Here is a 19,533-nt window from a genome sequence, read left to right as displayed (position 1 = left end):
CATCGTTAGCCCATCGTCAGGCATGGTGGTTCTTTGGCTCGAGGCATCCGCCCAATGCCACATTGGGCACGGCGATTTTCCGCGCCGCGGCACACACAGATCGCCCCGCGGCGCACGGCCTTCAAGCCGGCAGCATCAAACCAAAAACGGTCAAGCTAAAGCGTTTAAACGAGGCGTCCCGACGCGCGGTTCAACGGTAAGGCGCATCGGCTGCCTTGGCCGCCGCGATCTCCGTTTCGTAGCGATCGCCGACTGCAAGCAGCATTTCCTTCGTGAAGTACAGATCGCCCCGCTTCTCGCCGTGGTACTCGAGAATCTGCGTCTCGACGATCGAATCGACCGGGCAGCTTTCCTCGCAGAAACCACAGAAGATGCACTTGGTCAGGTCGATGTCGTAGCGCGTCGTGCGGCGCGTGTTGTCCGCGCGCGTTTCCGACTCGATCGTGATCGCCATGGCCGGGCACACTGCTTCGCACAGCTTGCAGGCGATGCAGCGCTCTTCGCCGTTCTCGTAGCGGCGCAGCGCGTGCAGCCCGCGAAAGCGCGGCGAGATCGGCGTCTTTTCTTCCGGGAACTGCACCGTGAACTTACGCTTGAACGCGTAGCGTCCGGTCAGCGCCAAGCCCTTGAGCAGCTCGGTCAGAAAGAACGTCTTGAAGAAGTTTTGGATTGCGGTCATGTTCTCGTCCGCCCTTTATTTCCAGATATTCAACGGCGACATGATCCAGAACCCGACCACGATCACCCACACCACGCACACCGGCAGGAACACCTTCCAGCCGAGACGCATGATTTGGTCATAGCGGTAACGCGGGAACGTGGCGCGCGCCCAGATGAATACCGACAACAAGAAGAAGACCTTCACCACGAGCCAAACGATGCCCGGGATGAACGACAGGAAACCGAACGGCGCGCTCCAGCCGCCGAGGAACATCGTGGCACACAGCGCCGAGATCACGATCATGTTGATGTACTCGGCGAGGAAGAACAGCGCGAACGCCATACCCGAGTAATCGATCATGTGACCCGCGACGATTTCCGACTCCCCTTCCACCACGTCGAACGGGTGGCGGTTCGTTTCGGCGATGCCCGAGATGAAGTAGATGACGAACACCGGCAACAGCGGCAGCCAGTTCCACGACAGGAACGTCAAGCCGTAGCTCGCGAAGAGACCGCGCTCTTGCGAGGTGACGATATCCGACAGGTTCAGGCTGCCCGAGGTCATCAGCACGACGACGAGCGCGAAGCCCATCGAAATTTCGTACGACACCATCTGCGCCGCGGCGCGCATCGCGCCAAGGAACGCATACTTCGAGTTCGACGCCCAGCCCGCCAGAATCACGCCGTACACGCCGACCGACGAAATCGCGATCGCATACAACAGACCCGCGTTGATATCGCCGAGCACCGCCCCCGCCTGGAACGGGATCACCGCCCACACCGCGAACGCCGGAACCACGACCATGACTGGTGCGATCAGGTAGATCCAACGGCTTGCGGCCGTCGGCTGAATCACTTCCTTCAACAGCAGCTTCAGCACGTCGGCGATCGGCTGCAGCAAACCGGCCGGGCCGACGCGGTTCGGACCGAGACGCACGTGCATCCAGCCGATGAGCTTGCGCTCCCAGAGAATCAAGTAGGCCACGCACAGCAGGATCGCGACGGACACCACCAGGATCCGGATGAGCGCCCACACCGTGGGCCATGCCACGCCGAGAAGCTGAGTGCCGCCCGAGTTGATCGTATCGAACAAGCTCATTTACGCCTTCTCCACCACCAGTTCACCGAACAGGCTGCCCAAGGCAGCACCGGCAGGCGTAGCCGCCGATACCCGGACAACGTCTGCAGCAAGATTTGCCTCACGCACCGCCGGCGCTTGAACCTCGCGGTCGCCCTGACGCACGCGCACCGCGTCGCCATCCTTCAACGCCAGCTTGTCGAACAGCGCGGCGGGCAGGCCGATCGCGTTCGCGGCGCGTGCAGCGGCCGTCAGATGCAGCGACGGCGCGCGGCGCACGAGCGGGTCGGCGTGGTAGATCGGCACGTCGGCGATGCGCTCGAACTTGCCGTCCGCGGCCTTCGGCGCGGCGCCGTTCGCACGTGCGACTGCGGCATTCGTGCGGTTCGACAGGCGCGCGGCGATTTCACCCTCGCCAAGCGCGGCCGTGCGCACTTCTTCCGCCGTGTCGTATTGGAAGCCGGGCAAGCCGAGCAGGCTGCCGAGCACACGCAACACCTTCCAAGCGGGACGCGTTTCGCCGAGCGGACGCACGACGCCGTTGAACGATTGCACCGTGCCTTCCGCGTTGACGAACGCACCGGCCGTTTCCGTGAACGGAGCGATCGGCAGCAACACGTCGGCGTAGTCGGTGCCGTGCTTGAACGCCGACAGCATCACGACCATTTCCGCCTGGTTCAGTGCCGCCAGCGCTTGCGCCGGATTCGCGGTGTCGAACTCGGGTTCGACGTTGAGCAGCAGGTAGCCCTTGCGCGGCTGCTCGAACACTTCGCGTGCGTTCAAGCCGCCCTCGCCCGGCAGCGCACCGGCGATATGAGCACCGACCGTATTCGCCGCTTCGGTCGCGAAGCCGAGCGTAGCGCCCGTGTTTTCAGCAATCCATTGAGCCGCCGCGTAAATGCGTGCGAACTCGGGGTGGCGCACAGCGCCGTTGCCGAGCAGCACAACGCGCAGTTCACCGGCTGCGAGCGCAGCGGCGACTTCCTTCGCGGCGTCGGATGCTTGAGCCGAGCCGAATGCTTCGGGCAGCGCCACGCCGCGCGCTTGCGCGACAGCGGCAGCCACGCCCGCGAGCTCGTCGAGCCATGCCGACGGCGCGGCGGCGATGCGCTTCGCGGTCGGGATCAGCGCGTCGTCGCTGGTCGCGTTGAGGAAATGCACCTTCGCGCCGCTCTTCGCCGCTTGACGCAGGCGCGCGGCCACGAGCGGATGATCGCGGCGCAGGAACGAACCGATCACGAACGCGGCATCGACCTTCGACAGATCGGCCAGTTTCACGCCGAGCCACGGCGCGCCTTCCGACGTCGCCGAGAAATCGGCCTGACGCAGACGGAAGTCGACGTTCGGCGTACCGATCGCAGCGGCGAGCTGCTTCACGAGGAACAGCTCTTCAACCGTGCTGTGCGGGCTCGCGAGCGCCGCCAGCGCCTTCGCGCCGTGGTCCGCGGTAATGCCCTTGATCCCCTTCGCGACATATTCGAGCGCAGTCTGCCAGTCGGTTTCGATCCACTGGCCGCCTTGCTTGATCATCGGCTGCGTGAGGCGCTCTTCGCTATTCAAGCCTTCATACGAGAAGCGGTCTTTATCCGAGATCCAGCACTCGTTGATCGCTTCGTTCTCGAACGGCAGCACGCGCATCACGCGGTTGTTCTTCACTTGGACGACGAGATTCGCGCCGACCGAATCATGCGGGCTCACCGACTTGCGGCGCGACAGTTCCCACGTACGCGCGCTGTAGCGGAACGGCTTGCTCGTGAGCGCGCCGACCGGGCACAGGTCGATCATGTTGCCCGACAGCTCGGAGTCGACGGACTTGCCGACAAACGACGTAATCTCGGAATGCTCGCCGCGGCCCAGCATGCCGAGCTCCATCACGCCGGCGATTTCCTGGCCGAAGCGCACACAGCGCGTGCAGTGAATGCAGCGCGTCATCTCTTCCATCGAGATGAGCGGACCGACATTCTTATGGAACACGACGCGCTTCTCTTCGTTGTAGCGCGACGACGACTTGCCGTAGCCGACCGCGAGATCCTGCAGCTGGCATTCGCCGCCTTGGTCGCAGATCGGGCAATCGAGCGGGTGATTGATCAGCAGGAATTCCATCACCGATTGCTGAGCCTTCACCGCCTTGTCGGACTTCGTATGGACGATCATGCCTTGCGAGACCGGCGTCGCACAGGCGGGCACGGCCTTCGGCATTTTCTCGACATCGACGAGACACATCCGGCAGTTGGCCGCGATGGAGAGCTTCTTGTGATAGCAGAAGTGAGGAATGTACGTGTCGACCTTATGCGCAGCCTGGATCACCATGCTGCCTTCGGCTACCTCGACCTTCTTGCCGTCTATTTCAAGTTCAACCATGATGGTGAATGGTCCTTAACCTATTTACCGCTCAATCATTCGCTCAATGCCGGCCCGGCGGATTGCCGTCGAGCCATTCAATGTCGCAATGAATTCCGTGCGTGGGGTACTGCTCGAACCGCCTACTGCCTACCGCCTAAAGCCGCCGCGTATTACGCGAGCACCGCTTCGGCCGATGCCGGAGCGCCCGCATGGCCGCCGACGAGACAATGCTTGTGCTCCACGTGGTACGCGAATTCGTCCCAGTAGTGCTTCAACATCCCGCGCACCGGCATTGCCGCTGCATCGCCGAGCGCGCAAATCGTGCGGCCCATGATGTTTTCCGCGACCGAATTCAGCAGATCGAGGTCTTCCTTGCGGCCCTGGCCGTGCTCGATGCGATGCACGACGCGATAGAGCCAGCCGGTGCCTTCACGACACGGCGTGCACTGGCCGCACGATTCTTCATAGTAGAAGTACGACAGACGCAGCAGCGAGCGCACCATGCAACGCGTTTCGTCCATCACGATCACCGCGCCCGAACCGAGCATCGAGCCGGCCTTGGCGATCGAATCGTAGTCGAGATCGGTTTGCATCATGATGTCGCCCGGCACGACCGGCGCCGACGAGCCGCCAGGAATGACGGCCTTGATCTTCTTGCCGCCGCGCATGCCGCCGGCGAGCTCCATGAGCGTCGCGAACGGCGTGCCGAGCGGCACTTCGTAGTTGCCCGGACGCTCGACGTCGCCCGACACCGAGAAGATCTTCGTGCCGCCGTTGTTCGGCTTGCCGAGCTCGAGATACGCCTGCGGCCCGATCGCCAGCAGGAACGGCACGGCGGCGAAGGTTTCGGTGTTGTTGATCGTGGTCGGCTTGCCGTAGACGCCGAAGCTCGCCGGGAACGGCGGCTTGAAGCGCGGCTGGCCCTTCTTGCCTTCGAGCGATTCGAGCAGCGCGGTTTCTTCGCCGCAGATATAGGCGCCGTAACCGTGGTGCGCGTGCAGCTCGAACGAGAAACCCGAGCCGAGGATGTTGTCGCCGAGGAAGCCCGCCCGGCGCGCTTCTTCGAGCGCCTCTTCGAAACGCTTATAGGTTTCGAAGATCTCGCCGTGGATGTAGTTGTAGCCGACCGTGATGCCCATCGCGTACGCGCCGATCGCCATGCCCTCGATCAGGGAATGCGGATTCCAGCGCAGGATGTCGCGGTCCTTGAACGTGCCCGGTTCGCCTTCGTCCGAATTGCAGACGAGGTACTTCTGCCCCGGGAACTGACGCGGCATGAAGCTCCACTTCAAGCCGGTCGGGAAGCCCGCACCGCCACGGCCGCGCAGACCCGACGCCTTGACGTCGGCGATCACCTGCTCGGGCGGAATCTTCTCTTCGAGAATACGGCGCAGCTGGGCGTAACCGCCGCGCGCCACGTAGTCTTCGAGGTGCCAGTTGTCGCCGTTCAGGCCGGCGAGAATCAGCGGTTTGATGTGACGATCGTGGAGAGACGTCATTTCGAAAGTTCCTCCAGCAATTGGTCGATCTTTTCGCGGCTCATGAAGCTGCACATGCGATGGTTGTTCACGAGCAGCACCGGCGCGTCGCCGCACGAACCCATGCACTCGCCCTCTTTCAGGGTGAACTTGCCGTCGGGCGTGGTTTCGCCGAAGTCGATGCCGAGCCTCTTCTTCAGATAGTCGGCAGCGCTGTCCGAGCCGCCGTCCGGGCCGAGCTGGCACGGCAGATTCGTGCAGAGCGTGATCTTGTATTTGCCGACAGGCGCCGTCTCATACATCGTGTAGAACGTCGCGACTTCCTGCACGGCAACCGCAGGCATGCCGAGATAGTCCGCCACGTATTGCATGATTTCGGGCGACAGCCAGCCGCGCTCTTCTTGAGCGACGGCCAACGCCGACATCACGGCGGACTGTTTCTGATCGGCGGGATACTTCGCGATCGCACGATCGATTTCTTTCAGGCCTTCAGCTGAGATCATTTTCAGACACGACTCTTTCAATTCCTACCGAACGAAAACCTGCCGCCGACCATTCATGCGACAGACCTAGCGCTCCTCTTGGCTCCTGGCGGGGCCGCGAGCTTCGCGTCGCCCCGCGAGCGGACTTGCCGCCTGCGACACCCGCCGTTGCCGGCCGGCATCGCGAGACAGCTTAACGGTCGACTTCCCCGAACACGATATCTTGCGTACCGATGATCGTCACAGCGTCGGCGATCATGTGGCCCCGCGCCATTTCGTCGAGCGCGGAAAGGTGCGCATACCCCGGCGCGCGAATCTTCAGGCGATACGGCTTGTTCGCACCGTCCGAGATCAGATAGATGCCGAACTCGCCCTTCGGATGTTCGACAGCGGCATATGCCTCGCCTTCCGGCACATGGAAACCTTCGGTGAAGAGCTTGAAATGGTGGATCAGATCCTCCATGTTCGTCTTCATGCCATCACGATGCGGCGGCGCGACCTTGTGATTGTCGGTCATCACCGGGCCAGGATTCTTCCGCAGCCACTCAATACATTGTTTTGCAATACGCGTCGACTGGCGCATTTCTTCGACGCGCACCAGATAACGGTCGTAGCAATCGCCATTTACGCCGACAGGGATGTCGAAATCGAGACGATCGTACACTTCATAAGGCTGCTTCTTGCGCAAATCCCACTCGATGCCCGAGCCGCGCAGCATGGCGCCGGTCAGGCCGAGTTGCATCGCACGCTCCGGGCTCACCACGCCGATGCCGACGAGACGCTGCTTCCAGATCCGGTTGTCGGTCAGGAGCGTTTCGTATTCGTCGACGCAGGTCGGGAAGCGCGTGAAGAAGTCGTCGATGAAGTCGAGCAGCGACCCTTGGCGCGCTTCGTTCATCCTCGACAACGCCTTCGCGTTATGGATTTTGGACGCCTTGTATTGCGGCATCGCGTCAGGCAGATCGCGATAGACGCCACCCGGACGGTAGTACGCCGCGTGCATCCGTGCGCCCGACACCGCTTCATACACGTCCATCAGGTCTTCACGCTCACGGAACGCATACAGAAACACCGCCATCGCGCCGACGTCGAGCGCGTGCGCGCCGATCCACATCAGGTGGTTCAGCACGCGCGTGACTTCGTCGAACAGCACGCGGATGTATTGCGCGCGGATCGGCACATCGACGCCGAGCAGCTTTTCGATCGCGAGTACATAACCGTGTTCGTTCACCATCATCGACACGTAGTCGAGACGGTCCATGTACGGCACGGATTGAATGAACGTCTTGGTTTCGGCGAGCTTTTCCGTCGCGCGGTGCAGAAGGCCGATGTGCGGATCGGCACGTTGAATCACTTCGCCGTTGAGTTCGAGCACGAGGCGCAGCACGCCGTGCGCTGCCGGGTGCTGCGGGCCGAAGTTGAGCGTGTAGTTTTTGATTTCTGCCATGGCGCCCTCTTAGTGTTTCAGACCGCCATAGCGATCCTCGCGGATCACGCGCGGCGTGATTTCGCGCGGCTCGATCGTCACCGGCTGGTAGACAACGCGCTTCTCTTCCGGGTCGTAACGCATTTCGACGTAGCCGGAGACCGGGAAATCCTTGCGGAACGGATGGCCGATAAAGCCGTAATCGGTCAGGATGCGGCGCAGGTCCGGGTGGCCTTCGAAGACGATGCCGTACAGGTCGAACGCTTCGCGCTCGTACCAGTTCGCCGAATTCCAGATATCGACGACCGATGCGACGATCGGCACTTCGTCGTCCGGCGCGAACACGCGCACGCGCAGACGCCAGTTGTTCGAAATCGACAGCAGATGCAGCACCGCCGCGAAGCGCGGGCCGTCATAGGCGCCATCGCCGTAGGTTTGATAGTCGACGCCGCACAGATCGATCAGCTGTTCGAAGCCGAGCGTGCGGTCGTCGCGCAGACGCTTCGCGATTTCGAGGTATTCGCTTGCCTTCACGACGATCGTCAGTTCACCGATCGATTCCGTGATGCTCGCAAGGCGGCCGCCAAAAGCCGCCTCGAGGTTCGCTTTGAGGGTCTCGAGTTTGCTTGCCATATTGTGAGGGAAGGCTCAGGCCTTATTGACGGGCGATGGTGTTGGTGCGGCGGATCTTCGCTTGCAGCTGGATCACACCGTAGACAAGCGCCTCGGCCGTCGGCGGGCAGCCCGGCACGTAGACGTCGACCGGCACGATCCGGTCGCAACCGCGCACCACCGAGTACGAATAGTGATAGTAGCCGCCGCCATTGGCGCACGAGCCCATCGAGATCACCCAGCGCGGCTCGGCCATCTGGTCGTAGACCTTGCGCAGCGCCGGCGCCATCTTGTTGCACAGCGTGCCGGCGACGATCATCACGTCCGACTGACGCGGGCTGGGACGGAACACGACCCCGAAACGGTCAAGGTCGTAACGGGCTGCGCCCGCATGCATCATCTCGACCGCGCAACACGCGAGACCGAACGTCATCGGCCATAGCGAGCCGGTGCGCGTCCAGTTGATCAGCTTGTCAGCCGTCGTGGTGACAAACCCTTCCTTCAAGACCCCTTCGATACTCATTTGCTTTCCACTCCAGACGGGCGGCGGAGAGTGGCCGCCCACGCAAACCGGCGATTAGCCCGTCACTCCCAGTCGAGGCCGCCTTTCTTCCAGATATAGGCAAAGCCCAGCAGGAATTCGAGCAGAAAAATCATCATCGCCACGAAGCCCGGCCACCCGATGTCGCGCAGGGCCACACCCCACGGAAACAGGAACGCGGTCTCAAGATCGAAAATGATGAACAGGATTGCAACGAGGTAGTAGCGCACATCGAACTTCATGCGCGCGTCTTCGAACGCTTCGAAGCCGCATTCGTACGGCGCGTTCTTTTGATTGTCGGGCTTATTGGGGCCGAGGATCTTACCAATGCTGACCAGCGCTACGCCTAAACCAGTGCCCACGAGGAGAAACAACAAAACGGGGAAATAGGGTGCGAGGTTCAAGACTGTCCTCAATTAGTTGGTTCTGAATTCCGCCGGGAGTGTACACCCTAACGGGAAATCACTTCATCCAACTCAGCATCGCAAGGAAGCCGCAAGGCTGGAGCCAGAAGTGACAATGCCAGCCGAAGCGATGCATGCGGCTGGCATTGGATAACTTTGGTGCCGACGGCGAGACTCGAACTCGCACAGCTTTCGCCACTACCCCCTCAAGATAGCGTGTCTACCAATTTCACCACGTCGGCACTGCCTGCAATCCGGGAAAACAACTTATTTAAACCGCGAATCGCTTCAAGACTTAAATTCTAACCTGTCTAAACAGATTGTTCAACGCACAAATGCGTTTTGAACGAAATTTTTATTTCGGCACGTTTTGGCCAGGAGCCGACGCCGGCGACGCAGCAACCGGCAGCGAAGCCGCGGCCGGAATCGAAGCAGCCGATGCCGCAACGGGCGCCGTCGGCACTTCGCCGAGCACGCCAGCCGAGGGCTTCGACTTGTACGAACCGAGGTAGGTCAGCGCCAGCGTCGTCACGAAGAAGATCGTCGCGAGAACACCCGTCGTACGCGACAAGAAGTTCGCCGAACCCGTCGCACCGAACAAACTGCCTGACGCGCCGCTGCCGAACGCAGCCCCCATATCGGCACCCTTGCCGTGCTGAAGCAGCACGAGGCCGATGACCCCAAGCGCCGACAGCAACTGGACGACGATGATCAACGTTTTCAAATACAGCATTGCGCTCACCCGAGTTTGAGTTAATCGTCCGACACAAATGCGTCAGACGTGTGTCCTGCAATCGCGCCGGCGCAGCAATGCGACGGCGCTCTGTTCAATGCGCAGCCGCGATAGCCGCTTGCGCTGCCTCGCAGATCGCGAGGAAATCCGTGCTCTTCAAAGACGCGCCGCCAATCAGGCCGCCGTCGATGTCCTTTTGGCGGAATAATTCTTCCGCGTTTTCCGGCTTCACGCTGCCGCCATACAGAAGCGGCACGTCAGCCACCGCGGCACCCTTCGCCGCGAGACGCCCACGCAGGAAAGCATGGACTTCCTGCGCCTGCTCCGCCGTCGCGCTGCGGCCCGTGCCGATTGCCCAGACAGGCTCATAGGCGACGACGATGCGAGCCGACTCCGCCACCGACAACACCGCGAGCACCGCGTCGAGCTGTGCGCCGATCACCTGCTCCGTCGTACCGGCCTCGCGCTCCTCGAGCGTTTCGCCGATACAGACGATCGGCGTCAAACGGGCGTGCAACGCACGCTGCGTTTTCGCTGCCACGACCTCGGCGCTCTCGCGGTGATAGGCGCGGCGCTCCGAGTGCCCGACGATCGCGAGCGTCGCGCCGAATTCCACGGCCATTTCGGCCGCGACTTCGCCGGTATAGGCGCCGTGCGTGTAAGCGGAAACATCCTGCACGCCATAGCCGACTCGCGTGCCGCTCAACAAGGTCTGCGCCTGCGCCAGATAGGGAGACGGCACGCACACGCCGACTTGCACACCGCCTTGCAGCGTAGCCGCACCTTGCGCCACCGACTGCAGCAGCGCCGCATTCTCGGCAAGGCGCCCGTGCATCTTCCAGTTACCGACTACCCGCTTCGCTTGTTGTCTCGACATTGTTTCGTCCCGGCCCTCTTTCACGTGGCGTACGCAAAACGCGCAATTTTACTGTGTGCTGGCGGAGCGGGTCAAACCGACCGTGTCAACCTTGGAGATTCCAGTCCAGCACGATCTTCCCGATATGCTCGCTGCTCTCCATCAGCGCGTGTGCCTGCGCCGCTTGAGCAGCCGGGAACACGCGGTAGATGACCGGCTTGATGCGGCCTTCCTCGAGATGCGGCCACACGTGCTCTTTCAATTGCGCGGCAATCTTCGCCTTGAAGTCGACGGAACGCGGGCGCAGCGTCGAGCCCGTCACCGTCAGGCGCCGGCGCAAAATCTCGTTGAAGTTGAGCTCCGACTTCGCGCCGCCGAGCAGCGCGATCAGCACGAGCCGCCCGCCGTCCGCGAGCGCCGTCAATTCGCGCGGCACGTAGCTTCCCGCGACCATGTCGAGAATCACGTCGACGCCGCGATCGTTCGTCAACGACTTCACGACCTCGACAAAATCTTCCGACTTGTAGTTGATCGCGCGATCCGCGCCAAGCGCCTCGCACGCGCGGCATTTGTCGGCGGAGCCCGCCGTCGCGAACACGCGAAACCCGAGCGCGTGCGCAATCTGAATCGCCGTCACGCCGATGCCGCTCGATCCGCCCTGCACGAGCAGCGTTTCGTTCTCGCCGCCTTCGCCGCGCCCCAGCTGCGCGCGCTCGAAGACGTTGCTCCACACCGTGAAAAACGTCTCGGGCAGCGACGCCGCTTCGACATCGGTCAGCCCCTTCGGCACCGGCAAGCACTGTGCGAGCGGCGCGCTCGCATATTCGGCGTAGCCTCCGCCCGCCAAGAGCGCGCACACGCGATCGCCGATCTTGAGGCCGAACGGATTGCGCTTCTCGTCGATCGTCCCGCCGACGATCTCGCCCGCCACCTCCAATCCCGGCAAGTCCGACGCCCCTGGAGGCGGCGCATAACCGCCCTTGCGCTGAAACACGTCCGGCCGATTGATGCCCGACGCCGCCACCTTGATGAGCACTTCGCCCGCCTTCGGCTCGGGCATCGGACGCTCCCCGAGCACCAGGACTTCCGGCGCCCCAAATTCGGTAATTTCGATCGCGTTCATCTACGTCACCTCCAAGGTCGGGTTGGCCTTGCGAGCCGTTTTGGCATGCGTTCGATGCCGAAGCGGCTCGCAAGGCCAACCACCCTGCTTCAAGAAAACGGCCGGCGCGCTTGCGCGCAGCCGGCCGCCATCCAATCACTACCGCGTTACTGCTGCGGCGCCGATTCGGACTGTGCCGCTTCGTTCAGCAGCGCCTTCGCGGACAGACGCACACGGCCCTTCTCGTCCGTCTGGATCACCTTGACTTTAACCTGCTGGCCTTCCTTCAGGTAGTCGTTGATGTCCTTGATGCGCTCGTTGACGATCTCGGAGATGTGCAGCAGACCATCCTTGCCCGGCAGGATGTTCACGATCGCGCCGAACTCGAGCAGCTTGAGCACGGTGCCTTCGTACACCTGGCCGACTTCGATTTCCGCCGTGATGTTCTCGATGCGCTTCTTCGCCTCGGCCATCCCTTCGCTGCTCGTGCTCGCGATGGTGACGACGCCGTCGTCGGAGATATCGATCGTCGTGCCCGTTTCTTCGGTCAGCGCGCGAATCACCGAACCACCCTTGCCGATCACGTCGCGGATCTTTTCCGGGTTGATCTTGATGGTGATCATGCGCGGTGCGAATTCCGACAGCTCGGTGTTCGCGCCGGCCACGGCGGAGGTCATCTTGCCGAGAATGTGCATGCGGCCTTCCTTCGCCTGCGCGAGCGCGACCTGCATGATTTCCTTGGTGATGCCCTGGATCTTGATGTCCATCTGCAGCGCGGTCACGCCTTCTGCCGTACCGGCCACCTTGAAGTCCATGTCGCCGAGGTGATCTTCGTCGCCGAGGATGTCGGTCAGCACCGCGAACTTGTTGCCCTCGAGGATCAGGCCCATCGCGATGCCCGCGACGTGCGCCTTCATCGGCACGCCGGCGTCCATCAGCGCGAGACAGCCGCCGCAGACCGAAGCCATCGACGACGAACCGTTCGACTCGGTGATCTCCGACACGACGCGGATCGAGTAGCCGAATTCGTCGGCGCTCGGCAGGCACGCGACGAGCGCGCGCTTCGCGAGACGGCCGTGACCGATTTCACGGCGCTTCGGCGAACCGACGCGGCCCGTTTCGCCGGTCGCGAACGGAGGCATGTTGTAGTGGAGCATGAAGCGGTCGCGATACTCGCCTTCGAGCGCGTCGATGATCTGTTCGTCGCCCTTGGTGCCGAGCGTCGCGACGACGAGCGCCTGCGTTTCGCCGCGCGTGAAGAGCGCCGAACCGTGGGTGCGCGGCAGCACGCCGGTGCGAATCTCGATCGGACGCACCGTGCGCGTGTCGCGGCCATCAATGCGCGGCTCGCCGTTCAGGATCTGGCTGCGGACGATCTTCGCTTCGATGTCGAACAGGACGTTGCCGACGGTGGCCTTGTCGGCCGCCGTCGTGCCTGCGGCTGCGGCTTCTTCTTCGAGCTTCGCCGACACCGCTGCGTAGACTTCCTTCAGCTTCGTCGAACGCGCTTGCTTGTCGCGGATCTGATACGCGGCGAGCAGATCGCCTTGCGCGAGTGCCGTCACGCGCGAGATCAGCGCCTCGTCCTTCGGCGCCGGCTGCCAGTCCCATTCCGGCTTGCCGCCGTCACGCACGAGCTCGTGGATGGCGTCGATTGCCGTTTGCATCTGCTCGTGGCCGAACACCACGGCGCCCAGCATCACGTCTTCCGGCAGCTGGTCGGCTTCCGATTCGACCATCAGCACGGCACGCTCGGTACCGGCGACGACGAGGTCGAGGCGCGATTCCTTGATTTGGGCGCGCGTCGGGTTCAGCACGTACTCGTTGTTGATGTAGGCAACGCGCGCGGCGCCAACGGGACCGTTGAACGGCAGGCCCGACACCGCGAGGGCGGCCGAAGCGCCGATCAGCGCGGGGATGTCGGCCGGGACTTCCGGATTCACCGACATCACGTGCACGACGACCTGCACTTCGTTATAGAAGCCTTCCGGGAACAGCGGACGCAGCGGACGGTCGATCAGGCGCGACGTCAGCGTTTCATGCTCGGACGGACGGCCTTCGCGGCGGAAGAAGCCGCCGGGGATCTTACCGGCGGAATAGGTCTTCTCGAGGTAATCGACCGTCAGCGGGAAAAAGTCCTGACCCGGCTTGGCCGACTTCGCGCCGACGACGGTCGCGAGCACCACGGTGTCTTCGACATCGACGATCACCGCGCCGCTTGCCTGACGAGCGATTTCGCCCGTTTCCATCCGGACCTTGTGTTGTCCCCACTGGAACTCTTTGACGACTTTATTGAACATAGTCACTCCTTCTCACTTTTCGCTCGTTTCATTGATATCGTTTCGCCGCGGCCTTGCTGTCATGGCGCGGCGACGTCACGGCCGTTGCCCGCACGGGAAGAGGAGTGTTATGCCATTCCAGCGGTCCGCTTCTCGCGGCGAGTGAATCGCTGGAATGACACAAAGCTCTGCCCGCCAAGCCAAGCCGTGTTGCAAGCCCTGCGCCGCATTGTGTCCCTAGCCGCGGCGCCTGGCGCTTTGACGCATTTCACATGAAGCGCGCCATTCAAAAACAAAATGCCTGTATCAGCAGACTGACACAGGCATCTTGTTGAAGAGACGATAGTCCGATTACTTGCGCAGACCCAGCTTTTCGATCAGCGAACGATAGCGGTCGGCATCCTTGCCCTTCAGGTAGTCGAGCAGCTTGCGACGGCGGCTCACCATGCGCAGCAGCCCGCGGCGGCTGTGATGGTCCTTCGAGTGGGACTTGAAGTGGGCGGTCAACTCGTTGATGCGAGTCGTCAGCAGCGCGACTTGCACTTCAGGGGAGCCGGTGTCATTGGCAGCACGCGCGAATTGCGCGACAACATCGGACTTCTTGATATCAGCAACAGACATTTGATTTCCTTAATAACTAGACAGGCGGTCACGGAAGAAAGGCCGTGCCGTGGAGGTACAGCAAGACGCTTATTGTAGCACAGCCGAATTCGGAGACTAGCGGTTCCGTAAGGAGCCTGTTTCGGAGCGCCTTCCGAGGGCGACGCGAAGCCCTCGGAAGGCGCTCCGCAAGGCTGTGGAATCTGCCAGACTGTCCAGCACCGGCTCGTTCAGGGCCGCTTCATCTGGCAGGTCGCCGGCAATACGGTGCGCTCCGGCGGCAAGGCAAGCACGGTGCGAAAGCCGTAGCCGCTCCCTTCGTTGTCGAAGCGCACGCCCGACGCGCCTGCCTTGTCCATCTCCATGACATAAAGGGGCTGGATCAACTGATGGTCCTCCGCACGCATCCAGGCGCGATGAAAACCGTTGTCGAACTTCATTCCTTCGAGCGCCTTTGCCACGGCGGCCGGATCTGACGTGCCCGCCCGCGTCATCGCGTCTGCCAGCATCTCGATCATCACTTCCATGCGCAGCACCGGGTAGTCGTCCTGGGCCGCCGGAAAGCGCGCGCGAAAAGCCTCGTAGTAGGCGTCGGAGGCCGCCGGTCCCGCGTTGGGATGCCAGTCCGCGACGGCTATCACGCGCTTCACGCCCGCATCGCCGAGCGCCGCGGGCGCGTCGAGGCTGTTGCCGTAGAAGGTGTAGAACTTCGCGTTGAGTCCCTGCTCGCGCGCCGCTTTGACCAACAGGGTCAGGTCGTTGCCCCAGTTCCCCGTGATGACCGCGTCGGCGCCGCTCGCCCGCATTTTGGCGATATAGGGCGTGAAGTCCTTCACGCGGCCGATCGGATGGAACTCGTCGCCGACGACAGCGATATCCGGCCGCTTTTGCGCCAGCGCCTCGCGCGCGAGCGTGCTGACGTCATGCCCGAAGCTGTAGTCCTGGTTCAGCAGATAGACCTTTTTCACAGCGCGGTCCTGCTGGATCACGTCCGCGAGGGCGTCCATCCGCATGCCCGCGTGCGCGTCGAAACGGAAGTGCCAGAAGCTGCAATTGGCGTTCGTGAGCGCCGGGTCGTCGGCCGAATAGTTGAGGAACAGCTCGCGATTGTCCGGTTCGCGCGCGTTTTGCTTTTCGATCGCCGCGACGAGCGCCGCCGCAACCGCCGAGCTATTGCCCTGCATCACGTAGCCGATGTGCCGGTCGGCGGCGGCGCGCAATTGCAAGAGCGCCCCTTCGGTGCTGCCTTTGCTGTCGAGCACGACCAGCTCGAGCGGATGCGCGCCGTCAGCGAGCTTGACGCCGCCCCGCGCATTCACGCGCTCGACGCCGAAGCGCAGATTCCGCTCGACCGCGGCACCGGCGTTGGCGAACGGTCCCGACATCCCCTCGATCAACGCGAGCTGAATCGGCGCGCCGGCCGCTGCCTTCGCCATTGGCGCCGCTGCCACCCATGCGGCGGCGGCAAGCGCCGCCATCCACCTCGTCCATGCTCGTGTCATCGCTACTCCGCCTCCGTGGTTCGAAGCGCGGATCATAGGCTGGCCCGCAGGCCGTTCGCAAGCACATGCGCCGCGTTCCGTTCACGACGGATTGCCCGACGTTACCGGCATTACGAGTCAATCGCCCGCAACGACTCGCGAACGCCTTCGTATCGCGAGACACGCCTGCCGTTCAAAAAATCTTTTGGCAAGCGGCCTGTCAAAATCATGTGGCCTCGTGATAAAAACCGTCACTCGATCAACTGGAGGACTCCATGACGAAGCGCCTGACACCCCTGCTGACCTGCGCCGCGGCACTGCTGCTCGCCGGCTGCGCACAGCCTTGGCAGCAATTCCAGGCGGGCGCGGACCAGTCGACGATCACCAGCCGCCTCGGCCCGCCGCGTGAAGTCTACGACCTGCCCGACGGCGGCAAGCGCCTGATGTGGCCGACGCAGCCGATGGGCGAAGTCACCACCGCCGCCGATGTCGACGCTTCCGGCAAGATCATCAACGTGCGGCAGGTGCTGCAACCGAACGAGTTCTATCGCGCGCAAATCGGTGCGTGGACCAGGAAGGACGTGCTCGTCAATTTCGGCCGCCCGGTCGAGACGTCGTACTTCCCGCTGATGAAGCGCGAGGTCTGGACGTATCGTTATATGGAGGACAACGTCTGGTACATGTTGTACAGCTTCTATTTCGACGATCAGGGCATTCTGCGCACGACGCAGAAAACCCCCGATCCGCTGCACGACCCGGACCGCCGCAACGTGTTCTGACACGCATCACCCACTCCTTGGATGCCTGAATTGCGTCGATTTCGCATAGATATGCTGTTTGTTTTGCGATATCTGCATCGATATCGCATAGCAATGTAGTTTGCTTTGCGATATCGGAACTTTCCTGTAGAAAGCGTTTCGTAAGCAGGCAATCGCCGCACACATCGTGCGGTGCTCGCATCGACCATCACACGTCCCCGACTTCCAAGGAGCTTCGCAAGATGCAACGCCCCAAACGCATGCTGGTCGCCAATGTCGCGTGGGCGAACGAAACCGCCGTTCGCGATCCGCGATTCTTTCACGAGCTGTCGCAGGGCCAGAGCCCTCATGTGCTGTGGCTGGGCTGCTCCGACAGCCGCGTTCCCGCCGAAACGATCACCCATTGCGAGCCTGGCGACCTGTTCGTCCATCGCAACATCGCCAACCTGTTCGTGCCCGACGACGACAACTGCGCGAGCGTGCTCGAATACGCCGTGCGGGTGTTGAAAGTGGGCCACATCATCGTCTGCGGTCACGACGGCTGCGGCGGCGTGCGGGCCGCGCTGCTGCCGCCGTCGACCGATCTGCCGCACGTCGCGCGCCGCATCGCGCCGCTTTGCGCACTGGCCCGCACCCATGACGCGGAACTCGCGCAGCAGCCGTCCGATCGCGCCCGCGCCGACCGCCTCGCCGAATTGAACGTGCTCGAGCAGGTGCGCCAGCTGCGCGCTCATCCGATCGTGCGCCACGGCGAGCCGGCTCCGCTCGTGCATGGGTGGATCTTCTCGCTCGCCGACGGACGCCTCAAAGTCCTCTCGTCGGGCTACGGCGACGACAACTGCCGCCCGGCTCTCGCGGTCTCGCGCGAAGGCGCCCGCAGCGGCGTCGCGGCCTAGACGCGCCCCGTTCCGCCCAACCGCCCGATTGATCAAGTAGCGCATGCGCCGTGAGTCGTCACGGCAGTCCTATTAGCAAATTTTGGAGTCCTACTCAATGATAGATAACCGAACCTCGCGGCTACCCTCGTTCCCACGCGACCTGTTCGCGGGCACCGTCGTGTTTCTCGTCTCGCTGCCGCTGTGCCTCGGCATCGCCCAGGCATCCGGCGTCGCGCCATTCGCCGGCCTGCTGTCGGGCATCGTCGGCGGCATCGTCGTCGCCTTGCTGAGCGGGTCACGGTTCAGCGTGAGCGGCCCTGCGGCCGGTCTCGTCGTGATCGTCGTCGACGCCATCGCCCGGCTCGGCAGCTTCTCCACGTTTCTGCTCGCGGTGCTGCTGTCGGGCGCGATCCAGTTCGTCTTCGGCATGCTGAAGGCCGGGCGGCTCGCCTCGTACGTGCCGACGCCCGTCATCAAGGGCATGCTCGCCGCCATCGGCCTGCTCCTGATCGTCACGCAACTGCCGGTCGCGTTCGGCATCGGCGACGAAGGCTCAGCCGCCGGCCACGCCGCTCACGGCGCGGCCACGGTATCGACATGGTTCGGCCATGTGTCGCTTGGGGCTTGCGCCCTCACGCTCCTCTCGATTGGATTGCTGTTCGCCTGGGAGACCCAGGCGCTCCGGCGCTTCGCGCTGGTGCGCCTGATGCCGGGGCCGCTCGCCGTGGTGCTGCTCGGCATCGCCGCGACGCTGCTGCTCGGCGCCTTCGCCCCGGCGTTCGCGCCCGCCGCCGAGCATCGCGTCGCCCTGCCCTCGCTCGCGTCGTTCGCAGCGCTGCAAGGCGCGCTCCAGCTTCCGGACTTCGGCCCGAACTTCGCCCTGCTCGCCGATCCGGCCGTCTGGCGCGTCGCGATCACGCTCGCGATCGTCGCTAGCCTCGAAACGCTGCTGAGCCTCGAAGCGGTCGAGCAGATCGACCCCGAGCGCCGGCCCGCGCCGCCCAACCGCGAGCTCAAGGCGCAAGGCGTCGGCAACCTGATTGCCGGCGCGCTCGGCGGCCTGCCGATCACCTCGGTGATCGTCCGCAGCTCGGCCAATGTGCAAGCCGGCGCGCAAAGCCGATTGTCGGCGGTGATCCACGGCGTGCTGCTGGCGGTCAGCGTGATCGCCCTGACGGACGTCATCAACCTGATCCCGCTCGCGAGCCTCGCCGCCATCCTCATCATGACCGGCGCCAAGCTCGCGAAGCCGTCGCTGTTCGTCTCCGTCGCGCGGCAAGGCTTCTGCGCATTCGCGCCGTTCATCGTGACGCTCGCCGGCGTATTCGCCACCGACCTGCTGAGCGGCATCGTGCTCGGCCTCCTCAGCAGCGTGCTCATGGCGATCGGCGGCAATCTGCGCAGCCCGATCATGCTCGCGCAGCATGACGACCACTACCTGCTCTCGTTCCGCAAGGACGTGTCGTTCCTCGGCAAAGTGCCGCTCAAGCATTACCTGCGGCAGATTCCCAACGGCGCGACCGTGATCGTCGATGTGACGCGCGCCGATTTCGTCGATTACGACGTCAGCGCGCTGATCAACGATTTTGTCGCTGAAGCGCCGCGGCGCGGCATCGTCGTCGATTACCGGCAGCGGCCGCCGATGTCGCAGCAGGAGACCTTGCGAGCGTGGGCTCGGCGGTGGCCGCGCGTCTGGATCGGACGTTCGCCGGAAGCCGAGTAGTTCGCCTCGACGCCCGCATGTGAAAACCCCCGCGGCCTTGCGGAGCGCGGGGGTTGCTTTCTGGGGCCTGTTCCCGCTAATAGCGGGACAGGCTCTAGC

Annotated in this window: 18 protein-coding genes and 1 tRNA gene; 3 read left to right on the top strand and 16 right to left on the bottom strand. The window is 63.2% G+C overall.

The window, feature by feature from the left end; translation table 11 throughout:
* Positions 1-190: 190 nt before the first annotated feature.
* From nuoI to FAZ95_RS05965, 16 genes are all read right to left on the bottom strand, one after another.
* On the bottom strand, positions 191-679 hold the full coding sequence (gene nuoI / locus FAZ95_RS06040; RefSeq protein WP_137331620.1) for an NADH-quinone oxidoreductase subunit NuoI: 489 nt from the start codon (positions 677-679) through the stop codon (positions 191-193).
* 15 nt (positions 680-694) lie between these two features.
* Positions 695-1,759: an NADH-quinone oxidoreductase subunit NuoH gene (nuoH, locus tag FAZ95_RS06035; protein ID WP_137331619.1), complete on the bottom strand. Its 1,065-nt coding sequence runs from the start codon at positions 1,757-1,759 to the stop codon at positions 695-697.
* Positions 1,760-4,099, bottom strand: coding sequence for an NADH-quinone oxidoreductase subunit NuoG (nuoG, locus tag FAZ95_RS06030; RefSeq protein WP_137331618.1), 2,340 nt, complete (start codon positions 4,097-4,099; stop codon positions 1,760-1,762).
* Positions 4,100-4,251: 152 nt separating this feature from the next.
* Entirely contained in the window at positions 4,252-5,580 is a 1,329-nt protein-coding gene (gene nuoF / locus FAZ95_RS06025; RefSeq protein WP_137331617.1) for an NADH-quinone oxidoreductase subunit NuoF, read from the bottom strand.
* A complete protein-coding gene (gene nuoE / locus FAZ95_RS06020) occupies positions 5,577-6,062 on the bottom strand; it encodes an NADH-quinone oxidoreductase subunit NuoE (RefSeq protein WP_137331616.1) in 486 nt (161 codons plus the stop codon). Before nuoE ends, nuoF begins: the two co-directional genes overlap by 4 nt.
* 172 nt (positions 6,063-6,234) lie before the next feature.
* Positions 6,235-7,488 (bottom strand): NADH-quinone oxidoreductase subunit D, encoded by a 1,254-nt coding sequence (locus FAZ95_RS06015; RefSeq protein ID WP_137331615.1) that lies wholly within the window; start codon positions 7,486-7,488, stop codon positions 6,235-6,237.
* A 9-nt stretch (positions 7,489-7,497) separates the two neighbouring features.
* The gene (locus FAZ95_RS06010) at positions 7,498-8,100 is read right to left on the bottom strand and encodes an NADH-quinone oxidoreductase subunit C (RefSeq protein WP_137331614.1); all 603 of its coding nucleotides are present in this window, start codon (positions 8,098-8,100) and stop codon (positions 7,498-7,500) included.
* 22 nt (positions 8,101-8,122) lie between these two features.
* Positions 8,123-8,602 (bottom strand): NuoB/complex I 20 kDa subunit family protein, encoded by a 480-nt coding sequence (locus FAZ95_RS06005; protein WP_006052903.1) that lies wholly within the window; start codon positions 8,600-8,602, stop codon positions 8,123-8,125.
* A 62-nt stretch (positions 8,603-8,664) separates the two neighbouring features.
* A complete protein-coding gene (locus FAZ95_RS06000) occupies positions 8,665-9,024 on the bottom strand; it encodes an NADH-quinone oxidoreductase subunit A (RefSeq protein WP_137331613.1) in 360 nt (119 codons plus the stop codon).
* A gap of 157 nt (positions 9,025-9,181) precedes the next feature.
* Positions 9,182-9,266: transfer RNA gene (locus FAZ95_RS05995), tRNA-Leu, on the bottom strand.
* A 113-nt stretch (positions 9,267-9,379) separates the two neighbouring features.
* Positions 9,380-9,757 (bottom strand): preprotein translocase subunit SecG, encoded by a 378-nt coding sequence (secG, locus tag FAZ95_RS05990; RefSeq protein WP_137331612.1) that lies wholly within the window; start codon positions 9,755-9,757, stop codon positions 9,380-9,382.
* Between the two features lie 94 nt (positions 9,758-9,851).
* Positions 9,852-10,634: a triose-phosphate isomerase gene (gene tpiA / locus FAZ95_RS05985; protein WP_137331611.1), complete on the bottom strand. Its 783-nt coding sequence runs from the start codon at positions 10,632-10,634 to the stop codon at positions 9,852-9,854.
* A gap of 85 nt (positions 10,635-10,719) precedes the next feature.
* Positions 10,720-11,736 (bottom strand): NAD(P)H-quinone oxidoreductase, encoded by a 1,017-nt coding sequence (locus FAZ95_RS05980; RefSeq protein ID WP_137331610.1) that lies wholly within the window; start codon positions 11,734-11,736, stop codon positions 10,720-10,722.
* A 146-nt stretch (positions 11,737-11,882) separates the two neighbouring features.
* Positions 11,883-14,021 (bottom strand): polyribonucleotide nucleotidyltransferase, encoded by a 2,139-nt coding sequence (gene pnp / locus FAZ95_RS05975; protein WP_137331609.1) that lies wholly within the window; start codon positions 14,019-14,021, stop codon positions 11,883-11,885.
* Positions 14,022-14,345: 324 nt separating this feature from the next.
* Positions 14,346-14,615, bottom strand: a complete 270-nt coding sequence (gene rpsO, locus FAZ95_RS05970; RefSeq protein ID WP_137331608.1) for a 30S ribosomal protein S15 — start codon at positions 14,613-14,615, stop codon at positions 14,346-14,348.
* A gap of 209 nt (positions 14,616-14,824) precedes the next feature.
* Positions 14,825-16,072, bottom strand: coding sequence for a branched-chain amino acid ABC transporter substrate-binding protein (locus FAZ95_RS05965; RefSeq protein ID WP_137334440.1), 1,248 nt, complete (start codon positions 16,070-16,072; stop codon positions 14,825-14,827).
* Between the two features lie 278 nt (positions 16,073-16,350).
* Here FAZ95_RS05965 and FAZ95_RS05960 point away from each other — a divergent pair, with 278 nt between their 5' ends.
* The 3 genes from FAZ95_RS05960 (at position 16,351) to FAZ95_RS05950 (ending at position 19,434) form a co-directional block, all read left to right on the top strand.
* Positions 16,351-16,854 (top strand): hypothetical protein, encoded by a 504-nt coding sequence (locus FAZ95_RS05960; RefSeq protein WP_137331607.1) that lies wholly within the window; start codon positions 16,351-16,353, stop codon positions 16,852-16,854.
* A 221-nt stretch (positions 16,855-17,075) separates the two neighbouring features.
* Positions 17,076-17,729, top strand: coding sequence for a carbonic anhydrase (locus FAZ95_RS05955; RefSeq protein ID WP_137331606.1), 654 nt, complete (start codon positions 17,076-17,078; stop codon positions 17,727-17,729).
* Positions 17,730-17,826: 97 nt separating this feature from the next.
* The gene (locus FAZ95_RS05950) at positions 17,827-19,434 is read left to right on the top strand and encodes a SulP family inorganic anion transporter (protein ID WP_137331605.1); all 1,608 of its coding nucleotides are present in this window, start codon (positions 17,827-17,829) and stop codon (positions 19,432-19,434) included.
* The last annotated feature ends 99 nt before the right edge of the window (positions 19,435-19,533 follow it).

Origin of the sequence: Trinickia violacea, assembly GCF_005280735.1 — a bacterium.
GTDB lineage: Bacteria > Pseudomonadota > Gammaproteobacteria > Burkholderiales > Burkholderiaceae > Trinickia_A > Trinickia_A violacea.
Note: the sequence above shows the minus strand (reverse complement) of the source record. Positions and strands in the feature narration are given on the sequence as shown.